The 20,262-nt window shown below is 72.4% G+C and carries 15 protein-coding genes; 10 read left to right on the top strand and 5 right to left on the bottom strand.

Annotation, left to right across the window (positions count from 1 at the left end; translation table 11 throughout):
- Positions 1-211 precede the first annotated feature (211 nt).
- From IE258_RS18625 to IE258_RS18600, 6 genes are all read left to right on the top strand, one after another.
- On the top strand, positions 212-1,183 hold the full coding sequence (locus tag IE258_RS18625; protein ID WP_189744858.1) for a 2-dehydropantoate 2-reductase: 972 nt from the start codon (positions 212-214) through the stop codon (positions 1,181-1,183).
- Complete coding sequence (locus IE258_RS18620) at positions 1,180-3,108, top strand: molybdopterin oxidoreductase family protein (protein ID WP_189744856.1); 1,929 nt, start codon at positions 1,180-1,182, stop codon at positions 3,106-3,108. Before IE258_RS18625 ends, IE258_RS18620 begins: the two co-directional genes overlap by 4 nt.
- A complete protein-coding gene (locus IE258_RS18615; protein ID WP_189744854.1) occupies positions 3,089-5,038 on the top strand; it encodes an NAD(P)H-dependent oxidoreductase subunit E in 1,950 nt (649 codons plus the stop codon). Before IE258_RS18620 ends, IE258_RS18615 begins: the two co-directional genes overlap by 20 nt.
- Positions 5,035-5,895 (top strand): 2Fe-2S iron-sulfur cluster-binding protein, encoded by an 861-nt coding sequence (locus IE258_RS18610; RefSeq protein WP_189744851.1) that lies wholly within the window; start codon positions 5,035-5,037, stop codon positions 5,893-5,895. Before IE258_RS18615 ends, IE258_RS18610 begins: the two co-directional genes overlap by 4 nt.
- A gap of 32 nt (positions 5,896-5,927) precedes the next feature.
- On the top strand, positions 5,928-6,776 hold the full coding sequence (gene fdhD / locus IE258_RS18605) for a formate dehydrogenase accessory sulfurtransferase FdhD (RefSeq protein ID WP_189744849.1): 849 nt from the start codon (positions 5,928-5,930) through the stop codon (positions 6,774-6,776).
- Positions 6,777-6,974: 198 nt separating this feature from the next.
- Positions 6,975-8,864, top strand: coding sequence for an exo-alpha-sialidase (locus IE258_RS18600; RefSeq protein WP_189744847.1), 1,890 nt, complete (start codon positions 6,975-6,977; stop codon positions 8,862-8,864).
- 25 nt (positions 8,865-8,889) lie between these two features.
- On the opposite strand, the gene IE258_RS18595 is transcribed toward IE258_RS18600, so the two are convergent.
- Entirely contained in the window at positions 8,890-9,927 is a 1,038-nt protein-coding gene (locus IE258_RS18595) for a bile acid:sodium symporter family protein (RefSeq protein ID WP_189744845.1), read from the bottom strand.
- A gap of 152 nt (positions 9,928-10,079) precedes the next feature.
- Between IE258_RS18595 and IE258_RS18590 the strand changes: the two genes are divergently transcribed.
- Positions 10,080-10,961, top strand: a complete 882-nt coding sequence (locus IE258_RS18590; RefSeq protein WP_159325701.1) for a LysR substrate-binding domain-containing protein — start codon at positions 10,080-10,082, stop codon at positions 10,959-10,961.
- Here the strand turns inward: IE258_RS18590 and IE258_RS18585 are convergent.
- Positions 10,940-11,923, bottom strand: a complete 984-nt coding sequence (locus tag IE258_RS18585; protein WP_189744843.1) for an Lrp/AsnC family transcriptional regulator — start codon at positions 11,921-11,923, stop codon at positions 10,940-10,942. The two genes, IE258_RS18590 and IE258_RS18585, sit on opposite strands and share 22 nt — an antisense overlap.
- Positions 11,924-12,039: 116 nt before the next feature.
- Between IE258_RS18585 and IE258_RS18580 the strand changes: the two genes are divergently transcribed.
- The 3 genes from IE258_RS18580 to IE258_RS18570 all read left to right on the top strand — a co-directional run bounded on the left by IE258_RS18580 (position 12,040) and on the right by IE258_RS18570 (position 16,525).
- Positions 12,040-13,554, top strand: coding sequence for an MFS transporter (locus IE258_RS18580; protein WP_189744841.1), 1,515 nt, complete (start codon positions 12,040-12,042; stop codon positions 13,552-13,554).
- Between the two features lie 227 nt (positions 13,555-13,781).
- Positions 13,782-15,608, top strand: coding sequence for an AMP-dependent synthetase/ligase (locus IE258_RS18575; protein WP_189744839.1), 1,827 nt, complete (start codon positions 13,782-13,784; stop codon positions 15,606-15,608).
- 83 nt (positions 15,609-15,691) lie between these two features.
- The gene (locus tag IE258_RS18570) at positions 15,692-16,525 is read left to right on the top strand and encodes an aldo/keto reductase (RefSeq protein ID WP_159325697.1); all 834 of its coding nucleotides are present in this window, start codon (positions 15,692-15,694) and stop codon (positions 16,523-16,525) included.
- Positions 16,526-16,584: 59 nt separating this feature from the next.
- Here the strand turns inward: IE258_RS18570 and IE258_RS18565 are convergent, their stop codons facing one another.
- From IE258_RS18565 to IE258_RS18555, 3 genes are all read right to left on the bottom strand, one after another.
- Positions 16,585-17,286, bottom strand: a complete 702-nt coding sequence (locus tag IE258_RS18565) for an SDR family oxidoreductase (RefSeq protein ID WP_189744837.1) — start codon at positions 17,284-17,286, stop codon at positions 16,585-16,587.
- Positions 17,287-17,385: 99 nt separating this feature from the next.
- Positions 17,386-18,324, bottom strand: a complete 939-nt coding sequence (locus IE258_RS18560) for a class I SAM-dependent methyltransferase (protein ID WP_189744835.1) — start codon at positions 18,322-18,324, stop codon at positions 17,386-17,388.
- Between the two features lie 159 nt (positions 18,325-18,483).
- Positions 18,484-20,223: a cellulose 1,4-beta-cellobiosidase gene (locus tag IE258_RS18555; protein ID WP_189744833.1), complete on the bottom strand. Its 1,740-nt coding sequence runs from the start codon at positions 20,221-20,223 to the stop codon at positions 18,484-18,486.
- Between the last annotated feature and the right edge of the window lie 39 nt (positions 20,224-20,262).

Below are 20,262 nucleotides of genomic sequence, written 5' to 3'. Positions count from 1 at the left end.
AACCGTAGGCATCCGGAAAGCGCTTGAGAAGACTGTTGAGCAGACAACTACAGAAGCCGAACACCCGACTACGGACCACCACTACTGCTGCACGAAGCCTTGCCGCCCCAACCTCCATACTGTAGACAATATTTCGTCGACATCATCGCGTCCCGTCGACCCGTTTCTCCCAGTTCCTCGGTGTCCCTCGACCGAACGGAGCTCCCCCGCCATGAAAGTCGCAGTCCTCGGCGCCGGGGCGATCGGCGCCTACGTCGGCGCCGCGCTCCACCGTGCGGGCGCCGACGTGCATCTCATCGCCCGTGGACCGCATCTGGCGGCCATGAGGCAGTACGGGGTACGGGTGCGCAGCCCCCGCGGCGACTTCACCGCGCACCCTCGCGCCACCGACGACCCGGCCGAAGTCGGCCCGGTCGACTACGTGTTCCTGGGTCTGAAGGCGAACTCGTACGCGGCGTGCGGGCCGCTGATCGAGCCGCTGCTGCACCGGACCACGGCGGTCGTGGCCGCCCAGAACGGCATCCCCTGGTGGTACTTCCACCGGCACGGCGGCCCGTACGACGGGCGCCGCCTCGAAAGCGTGGACCCGGCCGGCGCGGTCAGTGCGGTGCTCGCGCCCGAGCGGGCCGTCGGCTGCGTCGTGTACGCGGCCACCGAGCTGGAGCAGCCGGGCGTCGTCCGGCATGTGGAAGGCACCCGGTTCTCGATCGGCGAGCCCGGCCGGGAGGTCTCGCCGCGGTGCATGGCGCTCAGCGAGGCCATGCGGGCGGGCGGCCTGAAGTGCCCCGTCGAGCCGGACCTGCGGGGCGACATCTGGCTGAAGCTGCTCGGCAACATCTCCTTCAACCCGATCAGCGCCCTGGCCCGGGCCACCATGCGCCAGATGTGCCTGCACGGCGGCACCCGCGAGGTCATCGAGACCATGATGACCGAGACGCTGGCGGTCGCCGCGGCCCTCGGATGCGAGGTCGGCGTCTCCATCGAACGCCGGATCGCGGGCGCCGAACGGGTCGGCGACCACCGCACCTCCACGCTCCAGGACCTGGAGCGCGGCAAGCCGCTCGAACTCGACGTGCTGCTCGCGGCCGTCGTCGAGCTGGCGGAGATCACCGGGGTCCCGGTGCCCACCCTGCGCACCGTGCACGCCCTGTCGGACCTGCTCGCGCTGAGGAGCGCCGCATGAGGAAACGCGACCGAACCCCCAAGACCTACACCCGCCTCACCCACCCCCTGGTCCGGGACTCGCGCGAGGAGCCCTTCCGCCGGGCGACCTGGGAGGAGGCCCTGGACCGCACGGCCCGGGGCCTGACGGCGGCGCGCGGCGCTTTCGGGATGTTCTCCTGCGCGCGGGCGACCAACGAGATGAACTACGTGGCGCAGAAGTTCGCCCGGGTGGTCATGGGCACCCACAACGTCGACTCCTGCAACCGCACCTGCCACGCGCCGAGCGTCGCGGGCCTGTCGGCCGCCTTCGGCTCGGGCGGCGGCACCTCCTCCTACGAGGAGATCGAGCACACCGACGTGATCGTGATGTGGGGCTCCAACGCCCGTTTCGCGCACCCGATCTTCTTCCAGCACGTCCTGAAGGGCATCCGGGGCGGCGCCCGCATGTACGCGGTGGACCCGCGCCGCACCTCGACCGCCGAGTGGGCGGAGAGCTGGCTCGGCCCGAACGTCGGCACGGACATCCCGCTGGCGCACGCGGTCGGCCGCGAGATCATCCACGCGGGCCTGGCCAACGAGGCGTTCATCGAACGCGCGACGACGGGCTACGACGACTACAAGGCCCTGGTCGAGCCCTGGACCCTCTCCCTCGCCGAGAAGGTGACGGGCGTGCCGGCCGCCGCCATCCGCGACCTGGCGCACGCCTACGCCCGCGCCGAGCGCGCCCAGCTGTGCTGGACCCTCGGCATCACCGAGCACCACAACGGCACGGACAACGTCCGCGCCCTGATCAACCTCTCCCTGCTCACCGGCCACGTCGGCCGCTACGGCTCCGGCCTGCAGCCGCTGCGCGGCCAGAACAACGTGCAGGGCGGCGGCGACATGGGCGCCATCCCCAACCGCCTCCCCGGCTTCCAGGACGTCCTCGACCCGGAGGTCCGCCGGAAGTTCGAGACGGCGTGGGACACGGTGGTCGAGCCGCACCACGGCCTCACCCTGACGGAGATGTTCGAGGCCATGGACGAGGGCACGCTCCGCGCCGTCTACTGCATCGGCGAGAACCCGGCCCAGTCGGAGGCGGACGCCGACCAGGCGGTACGCCGCCTGCGCGCCCTGGACTTCCTGGTGGTCCAGGACATCTTCCTCACCAAGACCGCCGAACTGGCGGACGTCGTCCTCCCGGCCACGGCGGGCTGGGCGGAGACCGAGGGCACCACCACCAACAGCGAGCGGCGTGTACAACGCGTGCGCAGGGCCGTGGCCCCGCCGGGCGAGGCCCGCGAGGACATCGACATCCTCTGCGACCTCGCGGCCCGCCTCGGCCACGACTGGAAGTACGCCGACGCGGAGGCGGTCTGGAACGAGCTGCGCTCCCTCTCCCCCGACCACCACGGGATGACCTACGCCCGCCTGGAGGAGCACCAGGGCATCCAGTGGCCGTGCCCGAGCACGGAGGACCTGGAACCCACGTACCTGCACGGCAGGTTGTGGTCTGCGGACCCTGCCGCCCGCGGCCGCCTCGCCCCCTTCGGCATCGTCCGGCACGACCCGCCCGTGGACCTCACCGACGAGCAGTACCCGATCCGGCTGACCACGGGACGCCGCCTCGACTCGTACAACACCGGCGTGCAGAGCGGCGGTTACGCCTCCCCGTTGCGCCGCGGCGAGTCCGTCGAACTCTGCCCGGAGGACGCCGAACGCTACGGGGTGGTGGTCGGCGAGGAGGTACGGGTGACCTCACGACGCGGCTCGTTGCTGGCCCCCGTCTGGGTCGACACGGCCCTGCGCCCGGGCCTGGCCTTCATGAGCTTCCACTTTCCCGACGAGGTGGACACCAACCAGCTGACCATCGAGGCGAACTGTCCCATCGCCGGGACGGCGGAGTTCAAGGCCTCGGCGATCCGGATCGAGAAGGTGAGCGCCAGTGGACCTGCGCTTCGGTGACAGCAAGCCCACGGACGAGGAACGCGCGGCCGTCGACGCGCTGCTCGGCCCGCCCGAGTCCTCCTGGGAGGGCGCGGACCGCTCCGACGCGGACCTCAGGTGGGCGCGCGGCGGCCGGGAGGCCCGGGACCGCCGCGACCAGCTCCTGCCGGCCCTGCACGCGCTCAACGACCGCGTCGGCTGGATCAGCGAGGGCGCCCTGGACTACGTGTGCCGCCGTCTGACCGTCCCCCCGGCCGAGGCGTACGGGGTGGCCACCTTCTACGCCATGTTCTCGGTCCGCCCCCGCCCGGCCACGGTCCTGCACGTCTGCACCGACCTGGCGTGCACGGCGGCGGGCGCGAGTGAGCTGTGCGCGGCCGTGGAGGCACGCCTGGGCCCGGAGAGCGGAGTGAAGGTCGAGCGATCTCCCTGCCTGGGCCTGTGCGAACGGGCCCCGGCAACTCTGACGATCCGGGCGGGCGAATCAGCCCGTCCGGGGGTACCCCCTCTGGGGGAGTTTGAGGACGAGGCCGTCCAGGCCGAAAGCGGGGGTCCGGGGGCGGCAGCCCCCGGGGACGGGAAAGGGAAGGGGCGGCGGGGGCGAAACACCCTCCACGCGACGGCGGTATGCGCCCCCGCAACCCCCGCCCAGGCGATCGCGGCGGCCACCGCCCCCGAATCCGCCCCCACCGAACCCGCCCCCGAGACCGCCGTCCCCCAGACCGGCACCCCCACCCTCACCCTGCTCCACCGCATCGGCACCGCGGACCCCACCTCCCTCGACGACTACCGCGCCCACGGCGGCTACACCGCCCTGCGCCGCGCCTTCGCCCTCGGCCCCGCCGCCGTCATCCGCGAGGTCACCGACGCCGGCCTGGTCGGCCGCGGCGGGGCCGCCTTCCCCACCGGCCGCAAGTGGCAGGCCACGGCCGCCCAGCCCGACCACCCGCACTACCTGGTCTGCAACGCCGACGAATCCGAACCGGGCACGTTCAAGGACCGCGTCCTGATGGAGGGCGACCCGTACGCCCTGGTCGAGGCCATGACGATCGCGGCCTACGCGACCGGCGCCCACCAGGGCTACCTCTACCTCCGCGGCGAGTACCCCCGCGCCCTGGCCCGCGTCACCCACGCCATCGAGCAGTCCCGCACCCGCGGCCTCCTCGGCGACGACGTCCTCGGCCAGGGCTACGCCTTCGACATCGAGATCCGGCGCGGCGCGGGCGCGTACATCTGCGGCGAGGAAACGGCCCTGTTCAACTCCATCGAGGGCCACCGCGGCGAGCCGCGCTCCAAGCCGCCGTTCCCCGTGGAGAAGGGCCTGTTCGGCAAGCCCACGGTCGAGAACAACGTGGAGACCCTGGTCAACGTCCTGCCCATCCTGACGATGGGCGCCGAGGCGTACGCCGCGATCGGCACCCCGACGTCCACCGGCCCCAAGCTGTTCTGCGTGTCCGGCTCCGTGGCCCGCCCCGGCGTCTACGAACTCCCCTTCGGCGCCACGCTCGGCGAGCTGCTCACCCTCGCCGGGGTCCGCGACAACCTCCGCGCGGTCCTGCTCGGCGGCGCCGCCGGCGGTTTCGTCCGCCCCGACGAACTCGACATCCCGCTCACCTTCGAAGGCACCCGCGAGGCGGGCACGACCCTGGGCTCCGGTGTCGTCATGGCCTTCGACGACACCGTCCCGCTCCCGCGCCTGCTGCTGCGGATCGCCGAGTTCTTCCGCGACGAGTCGTGCGGTCAGTGCGTGCCGTGCCGGGTCGGGACCGTCCGCCAGGAGGAGGCGCTGCACCGGATCGCCGACCGCACGGGCGCCGCGGCGGCCGACGACATCGCCCTGCTCCGCGAGGTCGGCCGCGCGATGCGGGACGCCTCGATCTGCGGTCTCGGACAGACCGCGTGGAACGCCGTGGAATCCGCCATCGACCGTCTGGGGGCGTACGAATGACCGCGATACCGCTCGGAGTGCCGCGCCGCCTGGTGGAGTTCACCCTCGACGGGCAGGAGGCCCGGGTCCCCGAAGGGTCCACGATCCTCGACGCCTGCCGGGCCGCCGGGAAGGACGTCCCGACCCTGTGCGAGGGCGACACGCTGACCCCGAAGAACGCCTGCCGGGTCTGCGTGGTGGACGTGGAGGGGGCCAGGACCCTCGCGCCGGCCTGCTCGCGCAGGGCGGAGCCCGGCATGGTGGTGCGCACGGACACCGAGCGCGCCCGGCACAGCCGCAAGGTCGTCCTCGAACTCCTCGCCTCCTCGGTCGACCTCTCCACCACCCCTTCGGTCGCCCAGTGGATCAAGGAGTACGAGGCGAAGCCCGACCGCTTCGGCCCGGACGCGGCGCGCGTCGACGAGGAACCGCGTGTCGACAACGACCTCTACGTGCGCGACTACGGCAAGTGCATCCTCTGCTACAAGTGCGTGGACGCCTGTGGCGACCAGTGGCAGAACAGCTTCGCCATCTCCGTCTCCGGCCGCGGCTTCGACGCCCGGATCTCGGTCGAGCACGACGGCCCGCTGACCGACTCGGCGTGCGTGTACTGCGGCAACTGCATCGAGGTGTGCCCCACCGGGGCCCTGTCCTTCAAGTCCGAGTTCGACATGCGGGCGGCGGGCACCTGGGACGAGGAGCGGCAGACCGAGACGACGACGGTGTGCGCGTACTGCGGAGTGGGCTGCAATCTCACGCTCCATGTGCAGGACAATGAGATCGTCAAGGTCACCTCACCGCACGACAACCCGGTGACCCACGGCAACCTGTGCATCAAGGGCCGCTTCGGCTACCAGCACGTACAGAACCGGGACTGACCGGCACACCGACCGGCGCAAGGGGCACGAACATGGGACGAGTCACGGAACGACGCAAGGTCATCCGCATCAGGGACGGGGCGGTCTCCACCCGCCCGGACACGCTCGTCGCCGAGGAACCGCTGGAGATCCGGCTGAACGGCAAACCGCTCGCCATCACGATGCGCACCCCCGGCGACGACTTCGCGCTGGCGGCGGGCTTCCTGGTGAGCGAGGGCGTGCTGGCCGAGCAGGGCGACCTGCAGAACATCGTGTACTGCGCCGGCGCCACCGTCGACGGCTCCAACACCTACAACGTGGTCGACGTGAAGACCGCCCCCGGTGTGCGGGTCCCCGACATCACCCTGGAGCGGAACGTCTACACCACCTCCTCCTGCGGCCTGTGCGGCAAGGCGAGCCTGGACGCGGTGCGTACGACGGCCCGCTGGCCGATCGCCGACACTCCCCCGGTCCGCGTCACCCCGGAACTCCTCGCGGACCTCCCCGACCGGCTGCGCGCCTCCCAGCGGGTCTTCGACCGCACGGGCGGGCTGCACGCGGCGGCGCTGTTCACCGAGGACGGCGACCTGGTGGACGTACGGGAGGACGTGGGCCGGCACAACGCGGTCGACAAGCTGGTCGGGCGCGCCCTGCAGAACGGGGACCTGCCGCTGTCCCGTTCCGTGCTGCTGGTGTCGGGCCGGGCCTCCTTCGAGCTGGCGCAGAAGGCCGTGATGGCGGGCATCCCGGTGCTGGCCGCGGTGTCGGCGCCGTCCTCGCTGGCCGTGGACCTGGCCGCCGAGACCGGGCTGACGCTGGTGGGCTTCCTGCGCGGCAGCTCCATGAACGTGTACGCGGGTGAGGAGCGAGTCGCCCTGCGGGCCGCGGCCGCCCAGGGCTGACCCCACCCTCCCCGCTGCACGGCGGCGGGGCCCCTGCCGGGCGGGGAGCGCCCCCTGCGCCCCGGGGGCCCCGCCTCGACCGCGTCGGTGTCCGACACGCGGGGGACTGCGCGGTCCCCGCGGACACAAGGTGTCTCTTGTACTGATGTCCGGACGAAAGGGTCCCCTCCACCAGCCGCCCGAAGGGCAGACCGCGCCATGCCCCCTCGAACCCGCCGTCCCTTCTGGCTCGCGCTCGCCACGTCCTGCGCGCTCGCCGCGTCCTCTCCCTTCCCGGCACACGCGGGACCCGGCGACCGCGCACCCGCGTTCGAGGAGCAGGTGCTCTTCGACGCGGCCCGCGACCCCGGCGGGTACGCCTGCTTCCGCATCCCGGCGATCGTGCGCACCACGGACGGCACCCTGCTCGCCTTCGCCGAGGGCCGCGTCCTCGACTGCGGGGACGCCGGTGACATCGACGTCGTCCTCAAGCGCTCCACCGACGGCGGACGCACCTGGGGCCCGCTGCAGGTCGTCAACGACGGCGGCGGCGACACCCACGGCAACCCGGCCCCGGTCGTCGACCGTGCCACCGGCCGCGTCCTACTGCTGGAGACGTACAACGCGGGCCGCACGGACGGCGCCAACTGCGCGGTGCCCTGCGCCCGCACGCCGCACCTCCAGCACAGCGACGACGACGGCCGCACCTGGTCCGCGCCCCGCGACCTGAGCCCCGAGATCCTCCCGCCCGACTGGAACTCCTGGTACGCCACCGGCCCCGTGCACGGCGTCCAGCTCACCGGCGGCGCCCACCCCGGCCGGCTCGTCGTCGGCGTCAACGCCGAGACCTGGGACGGCACCCGGATCACCGCCAACCACGCGGCCCTCGTGGTCAGCGACGACGGCGGCGAGCACTGGAGGACCGGCGCCACCGACACCTGGCCCGTCGCCGCCGACGGCACCTTCCGGCAGAAGCCCTCCGAACTGACCCTCACCGAACGCGCCGACGGTGCGCTCCTGGTCAGCGGCCGGGAGGAGAACGGCACCGACCTCGGCCACCGCACCCAGGCGCTCAGCCGGGACGGCGGCGACACCTTCGCGGCCCCGTTCCGGGCGCTGCCGGACCTGTACGCCCCGCAGGTGCAGGGCGCGGTGCTGCGCCTCGGCGACCGCACCCTGCTGTCCGTACCGGCCGACCCCGACCGCCGCCGGACGATGACGGTCCGCTCCTCCTGGGACGGCGGCGCGACCTGGGACAGCGTGGACCGCGGCACGCTCGTCACCCGGGACTGGTCGGGCTACTCGGACCTGGTGTCCGTCGACGACGCCGCCGTGGGCCTGCTGTACGAGGGCGGGGCGTCCGACGCCCGGGACGAGATCCGCTTCGCCCGCTTCACCGAGGACTGGCTCGCGCCGCGCCGGCCCGCCGACCCCACCAGCCCCGATCTCGCCCCCGGTGCCGCGCCCGCGGCCGTGCTCGGCGGTGCCGGGACGACGGACGGCGCGGTGGGCGGCGCGCTCGCCCTCGACGGCGCCGACGACGCCGTACGACTGCCCTACGACGAGCGGCTGGCGCTCGGGGAGGGGGACTTCACGGCGGCGCTGTGGTTCCGCTACTCGGCGTCCGGCGGGGAGCAGCCGCTGCTGTGGATGGGCGGGGTCGGCACGACGCAGCCCCAGGTGTGGCTGCGCGCCGAGCCCGGCAACGGGCGGGTACAGGGGCTGATCACCACGCGCGACGGCGCGGCGGCACCGCGCTCGGCGTGGGTGCGCGCCGACGGGGCCCACAACGACGGGCGGTGGCACCGTCTGGCGCTGCGCCGCGGCGGGGGCAGGATCACGCTGTTCCTCGACGGTGCGGCCGCGGCGGACGCGGCGGACGTACCGGGTTCGGTCAGCCGGAACTCGCCCTTCGGCGTGCACGTCGGTGAACGGGTGGACGGACGGGCCCGGTTCACCGGCGCCGTCGACGACGTGCGGGTGTGGAACCGGGCCCTGACGGACGCGGAGATCGCGGCGGGTGCGCCGCCCGCCGCGCTCGCGAGCACCGTCCTGCACCTGCCCCTGGACCGGGTGGACGGGGCGGCCGGGGCGGGCACGGGCGGCTGACCGGCACCGTGCGGGCGCGGACGCCTCAGGCGGAGCAGCCGCCGGTGCCGACCGCGGTGCGCACCGGGGCGGCGTCCGGCTCGGCCGGGGGCGCCTCCGGGTCGCGCGACCGGCGTTTGGCGATGACCGCGCACACCATCAGCTGCATCTGGTGGAAGAGCATCAGCGGCAGTACCGCCAGTGATGCCTGGGCGCCGAACAGCACGCTCGCCATGGGCAGTCCGGCGGCCAGCGACTTCTTGGACCCGGCGAACTGGATCGCGATCCGGTCCGCCCGCCCGAAGCCGAGGCCCTTCGCCCCGTACCAGGTCAGGAGCAGCATCACGGCCAGCAGTACCGCCTCGACGGCCAGCAGCCCGGCCAGCCGCACCGGGCTCACCTGGTGCCAGACGCCCTGGACCATGCCCTCGCTGAACGCCGTGTAGACGACCAGGAGGATGGAGCCGCGGTCGACGAGACCGAGCACCTTCCTGTGCCGGGCGACGAAGCCCCCGATCCACCGGCGCAGCACCTGCCCGGCCACGAACGGCAGCAGCAGTTGCAGCACGATCTCCACCACCGAGTCGGCGGAGAACCCGCCCCCGCCGCCGCCCAGCAGGGCGGCGGCCAGCAGTGGCGTGACGGCGATGCCGACCAGTGAGGAGAAGGACCCGGCGCAGATGGCGGCGGGCACGTTGCCGCGGGCGATGGAGGTGAAGGCGATGGACGACTGGATGGTCGACGGGACCAGGGTGAGGAAGAGCAGGCCCTGGTGGAGGGGGTCGGTCAGGAACACCGGGACCAGACCGCGGGAGGCGAGGCCGAGCAGCGGGAAGACCACGAAGGTGCAGGCCAGCACGGTCACGTGCAACCGCCAGTGCCGTACGCCGTCCATCGCCTCACGGGTGGACAGCCGGGCGCCGTAGAGGAAGAAGAGGAACGCGATCGCGCCGGTCGAGGCGCCGGAGGCGACGTCCGCGCCCGTGCCGCGGGCCGGCAGCAGCGCCGCGAGGCCCACCGTGCCGAGCAGCAGCAGGATGTACGGGTCGATCGGCATCCAGCGCGGCCAACGCAGGCGTTTCACGGTGCTCCACTTGCTCGCTGCTCACTCGTTCTGTTCACACGACGGGGTCACGGGTCCCCGCTCCATGGTGCTCCCCCGCCCGGCGATCGGGAATCCGGTATACCGCTCTGACTGTCATCGCGATCCTCGATGGCCGCCGTTAGTCTGGCGGCATGTACGACCCCTCCCACCTGCGTACCTTCCTGTCGGTGGCCCAGACGCTGAGCTTCACGCAGGCCGCCCGGCGGCTCGGGCTGCGTCAGTCGACGGTGAGCCAGCACGTGCGGCGCCTGGAGGACGCCACCGGGCGGCAGTTGTTCAGCCGTGACACGCACTCCGTGGAGCTGACGGAGGACGGGGAGGCGATGCTCGGGTTCGCGCGCCGGATCCTGGAGGTGCACGAGCAGGCGGCGGCGTTCTTCACGGGCACCCGACTGCGCGGGCGGCTGCGGTTCGGGGCCTCCGAGGACTTCGTGCTGACCCGGCTGCCGGAGATCCTGGAGGGCTTCCGGCACCACCATCCGGAGGTCGACCTGGAGCTGACGGTGGAGCTGTCCGGCACCCTGCACGAGCGGCTGGCGGCCGGGAAACTGGACCTGGTGCTGGCCAAGCGGCGGCCCGAGGACCCGCGCGGCGAGCCCGTGTGGAGCGACCGGCTGGTGTGGATCGGGGCGCCGCGACTGCGGCTGGACCCGGACCGCCCGGTGCCGCTCATCGTCTATCCGCCGCCCGGCATCACCCGCGCACTGGCGCTGGACGCCCTGCAACGCCAGGGCAGGGCCTGGCACGTGGCCTGCACCAGCGGCAGCCTGAACGGCCTGATCGCCGCCGCCCGTGCGGGTCTGGGCGTGATGGCGCACTCCCGCGGCCTCGTCCCGCCCGGGCTGGTCCGGCTGCCGGACCGGGCCGGGCTGCCCGAGCTGGGCCGCGTGGACTTCGTGCTGGTGCACGGCCGGCGCCGCCCCTCGGCGCAGGGCGCGGCGGACGCGCTGGCGGCGGCGATCCTGGCGAGCGGCGACCGGCTGCACCGGCCTCAGCGCACGGGCCTCGGATAGGTGAGCTGCTTGACCCGGCGCAGGAAGGGCGACGCCTCCACGTGCTGGACGCCCTCCAGGCGGCCGAGCGGACCGCTGAGGTAGGCGTAGAGGTCGGCGGTGTTGCGGACGACCGCGGTGGCGACGATGTTGGACGGGCCCGCGGTGGCGGCGGCGTGGGCGATCTCGTCGTGTGCGGCGAGGGCCTCGCCGACCCGGTGCAGCGCGGCCGGGCTGGTGGTGAGCCACAGCACGGCGGCGGTCGGGTAGCCGAGGATCTCCGAGTGGTACTCCACGTCGATGTACACGGCACCGGAGTCGAGCAGCGCCGCCAGACGGCGTTTGACCGCGGACTCGGACCGGCCGGTGGCACGCTGCAGTTCGGGGTGGCCGGCGCGCCCGTCGCGCTCCAGTACGTCGAGGAGCGGCTCGTCCTCGGGGTCGATGCGGGCCGGACCCGGCGGGCGCGGTGCGCTCTGCGGCCGCAGCGCCGCGACCTGGTCGTCGCCGAGGACGCCGAACTTGCGGAGCCAGCCACTGGGGCCGCCGTAGAAGCGGTGCAGGATCTGGTGGGCGTGGATCTCCAGGACGCGCGGGGTGCGCGGCAGCTTGCCGAGCAGCAGGTCGTCCCGGTCGCCGGGGCTGCGCGGCCGGGTACCGAAGATGATCTCCGTGCCGCCCGCGGCCAGCCCGATCCAGTTGGTGTCGGGCCGCTTGGCGAGGGCGTCCGCGATGGCCGGCGCGCTGTCGGGGACGCAGCGCAGCCGCAGTGTCCAGTGGTCCTGGCCGAGCCGCTCGGCGTCCCGGACGGCGACCACCCGCAGCCCGCCCTCGGCGCACAGCCTGCGGTAGCGGCGGGCGACGGTCTGGTCGGAGACGCCGAGCACCGCCCCGATGCGGCTGAAGGAGGCGCGCCCGTTCACTTCCAGCGCGTCCAGCACGCGCAGGTCCAGTTCGTCGAAGGTGTCGGATTCCATCCGCATCACGGGCTCTCCCATCGGATTCCGTCATGCGAGCGCCATGAACGGGGTCGATCTGCCGGTTTCGGTCCATCGTACGGAGGCACGGACACTCGTAGCACACAGGAAGAAGACGGAACATGCGTACATGGGGGCCGCTCACGGCGGTGTGCCTGGGGACGTTCATGCTGCTCCTCGACGTGACCATCGCGGTGGTCGCGCTGCCGGACATGTCCAGGGGGCTGCACGCGTCGCTGAGCGATCTGCAGTGGGTGATGGACGGCTACGCGCTGGCGCTGGCCGCGCTGCTGCTGGGGCTCGGAGCCGCGGCCGACGTCCTGGGACGGCGCCGGGTGCACGTGGCGGGCGTGGTGCTGTTCGCGGCGGCGTCGCTGCTGTGCGGGCTGGCCACCGGACCCGGGATGCTGATCGCCGCGCGCGGACTGCAGGGAGTGGGCGCGGCGGCGATGTTCGCCACCACGCTGCCGCTGCTCGGCTCGGTCTACCAGGGGCGCCGGCGGTCGATGGCGCTCGGGGTGTGGGGCGCGGTCAGCGGCGCGGCGGCGGCCGTGGGGCCGGTGCTGGGCGGGCTGCTCACCGACGGTCCGGGCTGGCGCTGGATCTTCTGGGTGAACCTGCCGGTGAGCGTGGTGGCGGTCTGGCTGACGCTGCGCGTGGTGCCGGAGTCCCGCGGCGCGGCCGGACGCCGCGTGGACTGGGCGGGGACGGCGCTCTTCGCGGCCTTCGCCGGGGCGCTGACGTACGGGGCGGTGCGGGCCGGGTCGCACGGCTGGACGGAGGGCGGCACGCTCGTCTCCTTCGTGCTGGCGGTGGTGGCGCTGGGCGCGTTCGTCGCCGTGGAGCGCCGGGTCGCCGATCCGCTGCTGGACCCGCGGCTGTTCCTGCGGCCCGCGTTCTCGGGCGTGATGCTGGGCGGGCTGGCCTTCAACGCGGCGGCGTTCGGTGTGATGGCGTACACCTCCATATGGCTGCAGACGATGCTGGGGATGAGCCCGGTGCGCGGCGGTCTGGTGTTCGTGTGGCTGTCGCTGGCGTCGTTCGTGGTGGCCGCGGCGGGCGGGCGGCTGCTGCACGGGGTGCCGGCCCGGCTGACCATCGGGGGCGGGCTGCTGCTGATCGCGGCGGGCCAGTTCTGCATGGCGTTCCTGGACGCGGGCTCCACGGCCTCCGCCCTGGTGCCGGGGCTGCTCCTGGTGGGCGTCGGGACGGGTCTGGTCTCGCCGGGCATCGCGGGCGCGGCGCTGGCGGCGGTCCCGGCGGAGCGGTCCGGCATGGCCGGGGGCGCGGTCAACACCTTCCGGCAGCTCGGGTACGCGCTCGGCATCGCCGTGTTCGGCACGGTGCTGACCTCGCGGATGGGGGACTCGCTGCCGCACGACGCGGCGCACGGCCTGGCGGGCGGTGCGGCGGGCGCCCTGCGGGGTGCGTTCGGCGAGCATGCGCTGCGGGCCGCGTTCGCCTCCGGACTGAACGCGGCCGCGGTGGCCGCGGGCGCGGTCGCGGCGGTCGCCGGGGTGCTCGTGCTCGTCCTGGTCAGGGCCGAACGCGGAGGGCGAGTTGCCGGTGTGACAGATTCCGCGCCGCCCGCGCTGAAAGAGGAAGAGGCCGCTCCGGTAGCCCCGTACCGGCGGTAAGCGGGTCGTACAGATTCGGTGGAGATTACGGCACCGAACCTTACTCAACCGTCAGGAAACTGTCCGACCCTTCCCCATGTGAGCGCATTTCCTCTCGCTGACCAGCGCGAACATGAGCCCTGTTCGATTTTGACGCCCCTCCCGTCCCCGCGTCGGGTGGGGTAGCTTTCACCGCGCTGTGCGGGGGCGGCATCGAAAAGCGGGGATCGAAAAGCGGGGAGCGGGGTTTGCGCGAGTTCACCAGTCCTCCGTTGACGTTGGCACCACCGGTGGGCGGTCTGGCCGACGTCGTCTTCGAGCATGCCGAGGAGGATCCGCGGTACATCGCGCTCGGCCGCAAGGACGAGGCCGGGCAGTGGCGGGACGTCACCGCCGGCGCCTTCCGCGACGAGGTGCTCGCCCTCGCCAAGGGGCTGCTGGCCCAGGGCATCCGCTTCGGCGACCGGGTCGCCATCATGTCCCGCACCCGCTACGAGTGGACCCTGTTCGACTTCGCCCTGTGGACGATCGGTGCCCAGGTGGTGCCGATCTACCCGACCTCCTCGGCCGAGCAGTGCATGTGGATGCTCTACGACGCCGAGGTGACGGCCGCGGTCGTGGAGCACGAGGACCACGCGATGACGATCGCCACCGTCATCGACCGGCTGCCGCACCTGCGCGGCCTGTGGCAGCTGGACTCCGGCGCCGTCCAGGAGCTGTACGACGCGGGCGCGCACCTCGACGACGAGGTGGTCCACCGGCACCGCAAGGCGGTCACCCCGGACTCGGTGGCCACCGTCATCTACACCTCGGGCACCACCGGCCGCCCCAAGGGCTGCGTCCTGACCCACGGCAACTTCATGTACGAGGCGGACACCGTCATCGAGCGCTGGGAGCCGGTGTTCCACTCCAAGCGGGGCGACGAGGCGGCCACCCTGCTGTTCCTGCCGCTCGCGCACGTCTTCGGGCGGATGGTGGAGGTCGCGGCGATCCGCGGCCGGGTCCGCTTCGGCCACCAGCCGCAGCTGAACGCCGCGGCCCTGCTGCCCGACCTGGCCGCCTTCCGGCCCACCTTCATCCTGGCGGTGCCGTACATCTTCGAGAAGGTGTTCAACGCGGCGCGGCGCAAGGCCGAGAAGGAGGGGAAGGCCGGACCCTTCGAGAAGGCCGTCGACGTGGCCGTGAAGTACGCGGAGGCGGTGGAGGCGAAGGCCTGGGGCGACGGCCCGGGCCCGTCGGCGGGCCTGCGCATGCAGCACCAGTTCTTCGACAAGCTCGTCTACTCCAAGGTCCGGGCCGCGATGGGCGGACGGATCCGCAACGCGATGTCGGGCGGATCGGCGATGGACCGGCGCCTCGGGCTGTTCTTCGCGGGCGCGGGCGTGCAGATCTACGAGGGCTACGGCCTGACCGAGTCCACGGCGGCCGCCACCGCCAACCCGCCCGAGCGCACCCGCTACGGCACCGTCGGGCAGCCGATACCGGGCATGACCGTGCACATCGCGGACGACGGCGAGATCTGGCTCAACGGCGACAACGTCTTCGAGGGCTACCTGAACAACCCCAAGGCCACCGACGAGACCCTGCACGACGGCTGGCTGGCCACCGGCGACCTCGGTGCCCTGGACGAGGACGGCTACCTCACCATCACCGGCCGCAAGAAGGAGATCCTGGTGACCTCCGGCGGCAAGAGCGTGTCCCCGGGGCTGCTGGAGGAGCGGGTGCGCGACCATCCGCTGGTCAACCAGTGCATCGTCGTCGGCAACGACCGGCCCTACGTGGCCGCCCTCATCACGCTGGACCAGGAGGCGGTCGAGCACTGGCTGACGATGCGCAACAAGCCGCAGCTGGCCCCGGCCGACCTGGTGCACGACGCCGACCTGGAGACGGAGGTGCGGCGCGCGGTCGTCGCGGCCAACACGCTGGTGTCCCAGGCCGAGTCGATCCGCACCTTCCGCATCCTCGCCCAGCCGTTCACCGAGGAGCACGGGCTGCTGACCCCCTCGCTGAAGCTGAAGCGCAAGGCCATCGAGAACGCCTACGGCACCGAGGTCGAGGCGCTTTACACAGCGTGAGTTCCACGGTCAGGAATGCGTCGGGGCTCGTGATCGTTGACGATATGAGTACCACCTGACCACAACCGAAGGATCAAGAGCTCGTGAGCAGCAAGGTCCCCCCGATCACCCTGAACAACGGCGTCGAGATGCCCCAGCTGGGCTTCGGCGTCTGGCAGGTGCCGGACGACGAGGCGCAGACCGCCGTCGCCCTGGCCCTGGAGGCCGGGTACCGCAGCATCGACACAGCGGCGATCTACGGCAATGAAGAGGGCACCGGCAGGGCGATCGCCGCCTCCGGTCTGGCCCGCGAGGACCTCTTCGTCACCACCAAGCTCTGGAACAGCGACCAGGGGTACGACTCCACCCTCCGCGCCTTCGACGCCTCGATGGCGAAGCTCGGCCTGGAGTACCTCGACCTCTACCTGATCCACTGGCCCATGCCGGCCAGGGAGAAGTACGTCGACACCTACAAGGCGTTCGAGAAGCTCCTGGCCGACGGGCGGGTCCGCGCCATCGGCGTGTCCAACTTCCTGCCGGAGCACCTGGAGCGGCTGACCGCCGAGACGTCGGTGATCCCGGCCGTCAACCAGATCGAGCTGCACCCGCACCTGCAGCAGCACGCCGCCCGCGAGGTGCACGCGGAGCAGGGCATCGCCACCGAGGCATGGTCCCCGCTCGGCTCCGGCAAGGGCATCCTGGACATCCCGGCGATCGTCGCGATCGCCCAGAAGCACGGGCGCACCCCGGCCCAGGTCGTGCTGCGCTGGCACCTCCAGCTGGGGAACGTGGTGATTCCGAAGTCCGTGACGCCGTCCCGGATCAAGGAGAACATCGACGTGTTCGGCTTCTCCCTGGACACCGAGGACCTCGCGGCGATCAGCGCGCTCAACGAGGACCGGCGCCTGGGCTCGGACCCGGCGGACGTCAACTCCTGAGCGACACGCACGGACGCGGGGGCCCGGCCGCGGACGCGGCCGGGCCCCCGCGTCCGTGTTCAGTTGGGCTGCCCCAGCGGCCGTACGACCACGGTGTTGACGTCGACCCCGGCGGGCTGGGTCATGGCCCAGACGACCGAGTCGGCGATCTGGTCGGCGGTGAGGAGCTCGCCGGGCGGCAGTCCGCCGGTGCCGTCCCAGAACGGGGTCTCCACCCGGCCGGGCGCGATCAGGGTCACGCCCACGCCCCACTGCGTCACCTCGCGCCGGGTGTTCTCGGCGAGCCCGGTCACCGCCCACTTGGTGGCGCCGTAGATGTTGCCCGGGGTGTTCACGAAGCCCGCGACGCTGCCCACCAGCACGATCCGTCCGCGGGTCTCCTTGAGCGCGTCGATGGAGGCCCTGATCAGCAGGGCCGGGCCCAGCACGTTGGTCAGCACCATCTCGGTCCAGCCCGCGGGGTCGCCCTCGGCGACCGAGTCGTGGGTGGCGAAACCGGCGTTGGCGACGACCGTGTCGAGACGGCCGAACTCCTTGAGCGTGGTCTCGACCGCGGCGGCCACCTGGGCGTGCTCGGCGGCGCTGCCGCGGATCGTCAGCAGGCCCTCCGGGTCACCGAGTTCCGCGCTGAACCCCCGCAGCCTCTCCTCCCCGCGTCCCGTGACGGCCACCCGCTGCCCCGCGTCCAGCAGCCGCCGGGCGACGGCCGCTCCGATGCCCCTGCCGCCGCCGGTGATGAGCGTGACCGGTGTGTCGGTCATGAGTCCCCCTGTGTCTGTTCCTGCTTCTCGCACGGACAGCGGGGAGTCCATCACTTGGAGCGCTCTCGATGTCAAGCGCGAGCGTCGGCGGCGACGGCCTCAGACCGGCCGTACCGCCGTGTACACGGTGTGCGCCACCAGCAGGAAAACGTCCTGGCGGCGGTGCAGGCCCGCCTCGTCGGCGGGGTCGAGCAGCCGGTCCAGGGTGGCGCGGTCCTCGGCGTCGAGACGCTCGCCGATCCGCTCGCGCAGCCGGGTCAGTGACGTGGTGACGTAGTCGCGGGCCGCGTCGGAGACGGGTGCGGGCAGGTCAAGGAGGAAGCTGCGGGTGCCGGTGTGCTTCAGTCCGGCGGCCGTCAGCATCGCGGCCCAGTCCTCGGCCTCGGCCACGGAGTCCGGCAGGTCCGCGCGCATCTCGGCGAACGCGTCCTCCTCCACGGCGCGGATCCTGGCCTGGAGCCCGGGGCGCCCGATCCCGATGTCGCGGGGCAGGAACCGGGCGGGCAGTCCGCCCTCCAGGATCGCCAGGGTGCCGCCGGGTGCGAGGTGCCCGCCGAGCGCGGCGAGGGCGGCCCTCTGGTCGGGCAGGTGGTGCAGGCTCTGGCTGGCCCACATCAGGTCGGCGGGGTAGTCCAGCTCGGCCAGTGCGCCGGGCAGGTCCCCGGCGAGGGTGCCGAAGCGGTCGCCGAACCCGAGCCGTTCGGCACGGGCGCGGGCCCGTTCGAGCAGCGGTGCGGCGCCGTCGGCGGCGACCACGCGGGCGCCGGGGAAGGTCTCGGCGAACAGGCAGGAGACGACGCCGGGTCCGCTGCCGACGTCGACGACGAGGCCGGGCTCGGTCACCTCCCGGGCCAGCCAGGTCATGGCCTGCCGGTACAGCGGCGTGTACAGCTCGGCCTGCGCCTCCAGGTGCGGGGCCATCTCGGACCAGTCGATGTCGGCGTGGTCGTGCGTGTGCCCGTGTCCGTGCCCATGTCCCTGCCCGTGTCCCTGCTGGTGGGCGGGGTCGTGTGTGTCGTGGTGGTGGTCGTGCGCCATGCCGGTAGCCTCCCGTTCGCGGTGCCGCCAGCGTGCGACGACTCACCGCCGGGGTGCAACCGATGTTGCCGCTCCCGCAAAAAAGAGGAGGCCGCCGGGGCCCGGCCCGCAAGGACCGGACCCCGGCGGTTCACCCGCGCCGCGCGCGGGTGAAGCCGCTCACGACAGGGGCGGGTAGGCGTTCTTCATCAGCTCCTGGAACTGCGCGGAGAACCAGGCCCCGGAGATCGGGGCGTCGGGCAGGGCGCCCGACATGTTGTTGCCGTTGCGCTCGTTGCCCGTGTAGGTGGGGTCGCACATCCGGTCGAAGCCCTTGCCGTCCGGGTTCTCGATCAGCTTGCTGGAGCCGTCGGACTCGCCCGGGGGCTTCATCCACACGTACGCGTCGATTCCGGCGGCGGGGCTGGCCTGCGGGCGCTCGCCGAGGCCGGCTCCGGACTGGTTGCACCAGTTGCCGAGGTGGATGCGGCGGTCGTAGCGCCCGCCGTCCACGTAGGTGTTCACGTCGGTCGTCGCGCCCGGTCCGGTGGGCCGGTCGGCGCCGCCCCAGCCGTTGCGGGAGGTGTCGATCAGCATGCCGAGGTTCTGGTCGAAGCCGATCGAGACCAGCTTGTCGCGCATGGCCTGGGCGTAGGACAGCTCGTCGGTGTACTGGTTCCAGTCGACCCAGTCGGACTGGCGCACCGAGGTCCCGTTCACCGAGTCCGTGATCTTGAAGTTCTCCTCCTTCAGGGCACTGTAGTTGGCGGTGTTGACGATGAAGCCGTGCACGTCGTCGAGGGTCGCGCCCTCGGTGGTGGCGGCGGTCTTGAAGATCTCGGCGGACGGGCCGAAGTTGCTGTCCCAGCCGAGCCAGCCGTGGTGGCCGGCGTCGACGTAGTTGTAGACGTTGCCGGCGTCGGCGAGCTTGTTCAGGGCGTATCCGACGCCCTTCTGGTAGTTGCCGTTGGCCTTCATCACGTCGCAGTTCTCCGTGACGGTCGGCCGCCCGGAGACGTTGGTGATCAGGTTGGGCAGCGAGTCGATCTCGACCGTGGTGACGATCCTGAGGTCCGCGTACTTCGAGTCGGAGACGATCTCGGCGATCGGGTCGATGTACTCGGTCTTGTACCGGTCGATCTCCGTCGGACCCAGCTCGCCGTTGGAGGCGAGGGCGGAGCAGTCGCGCCCCGGCAGGTTGTAGATGACCAGCTGGACGACCATCTCGCCGGAGCCCTTCTGCTCCAGCGCCGCGTCCAGGTGGTCGCGCAGGCCCATGCCGCCGTTCGCGCCCTCGATGGCGGCGATCCGGTCGAGCCACACACCCGTCGGCTCGTCGGCGATGCGGTCACCGCCGGGCTCGGCGGCGGCGTGGGCGGACCACTCGGGGTTCACGTAGACCTGGGCGCCGTCATAGGGGTTGTCCACCCGGTCGCCCGGGCCGGTGGGGTCGGTCGGCGGGTCGGTCGGATCGGTGGGCGGGTCCGTGGGGTCGGTCCCGCCGTCGACGTTGCAGGTCACGCCGTTGAGGGTGAAGGTGGCCGGGATCGCGTTGCTGCCGCTGTAGGTGCCCTGGAAGCCGAAGCTCGCCGAACCGCCGGTGGACAGGGTGCCGTTGTAGGACTCGTTGGCCGCGGTGACGGCGGCACCGCTCTGCGTCACCTTCGCGTTCCAGCTGTTGGTGACCTTCTGGCTGCCGGCATAGGTCCATCCCAGCGACCAGTTGGACGTGGCGGCACCGTTGTTGGTGACGGTCACGGCAGCGGTGAATCCGCTTCCCCAGTCGTTCTGCACCTGGTAGTCGACGGTGCAGGCGGCGGCCGCGGCTCCGGCGCTCGCGGAATGGGCGGCCAGTGCCGTGCCGGAGGCGCCGGCGACCAGGGTCAGGGCGGCGAGCATCGCGGTTCTGGTACGGGTCATGAGTGCGGGTTCCTTCTTTCGTGGGGGTGCTGCTGTCGT

Source organism: Streptomyces tendae (assembly GCF_014650435.1).
In the GTDB taxonomy this organism is placed as follows: Bacteria; Actinomycetota; Actinomycetes; order Streptomycetales; family Streptomycetaceae; genus Streptomyces; species Streptomyces tendae.
The sequence above is the reverse complement of the archived record's forward strand: the minus strand, read 5'-3'. Positions and strand labels throughout refer to the sequence as shown.

What these genes read in the sequence shown, in the direction of transcription:
- IE258_RS18590 (WP_159325701.1), top strand. Translation starts at nt 10,080, where the DNA reads ATGTACGACCCCTCCCACCTGCGTACCTTCCTGTCGGTGGCCCAGACG.
- IE258_RS18565 (WP_189744837.1), bottom strand. Translation starts at nt 17,286, where the DNA reads ATGACCGACACACCGGTCACGCTCATCACCGGCGGCGGCAGGGGCATC.
- fdhD (WP_189744849.1), top strand. Translation starts at nt 5,928, where the DNA reads ATGGGACGAGTCACGGAACGACGCAAGGTCATCCGCATCAGGGACGGG.
- IE258_RS18585 (WP_189744843.1), bottom strand. Translation starts at nt 11,923, where the DNA reads ATGCGGATGGAATCCGACACCTTCGACGAACTGGACCTGCGCGTGCTG.
- IE258_RS18560 (WP_189744835.1), bottom strand. Translation starts at nt 18,324, where the DNA reads ATGGCGCACGACCACCACCACGACACACACGACCCCGCCCACCAGCAG.
- IE258_RS18555 (WP_189744833.1), bottom strand. Translation starts at nt 20,223, where the DNA reads ATGACCCGTACCAGAACCGCGATGCTCGCCGCCCTGACCCTGGTCGCC.
- IE258_RS18620 (WP_189744856.1), top strand. Translation starts at nt 1,180, where the DNA reads ATGAGGAAACGCGACCGAACCCCCAAGACCTACACCCGCCTCACCCAC.
- IE258_RS18625 (WP_189744858.1), top strand. Translation starts at nt 212, where the DNA reads ATGAAAGTCGCAGTCCTCGGCGCCGGGGCGATCGGCGCCTACGTCGGC.
- IE258_RS18580 (WP_189744841.1), top strand. Translation starts at nt 12,040, where the DNA reads ATGCGTACATGGGGGCCGCTCACGGCGGTGTGCCTGGGGACGTTCATG.
- IE258_RS18610 (WP_189744851.1), top strand. Translation starts at nt 5,035, where the DNA reads ATGACCGCGATACCGCTCGGAGTGCCGCGCCGCCTGGTGGAGTTCACC.
- IE258_RS18600 (WP_189744847.1), top strand. Translation starts at nt 6,975, where the DNA reads ATGCCCCCTCGAACCCGCCGTCCCTTCTGGCTCGCGCTCGCCACGTCC.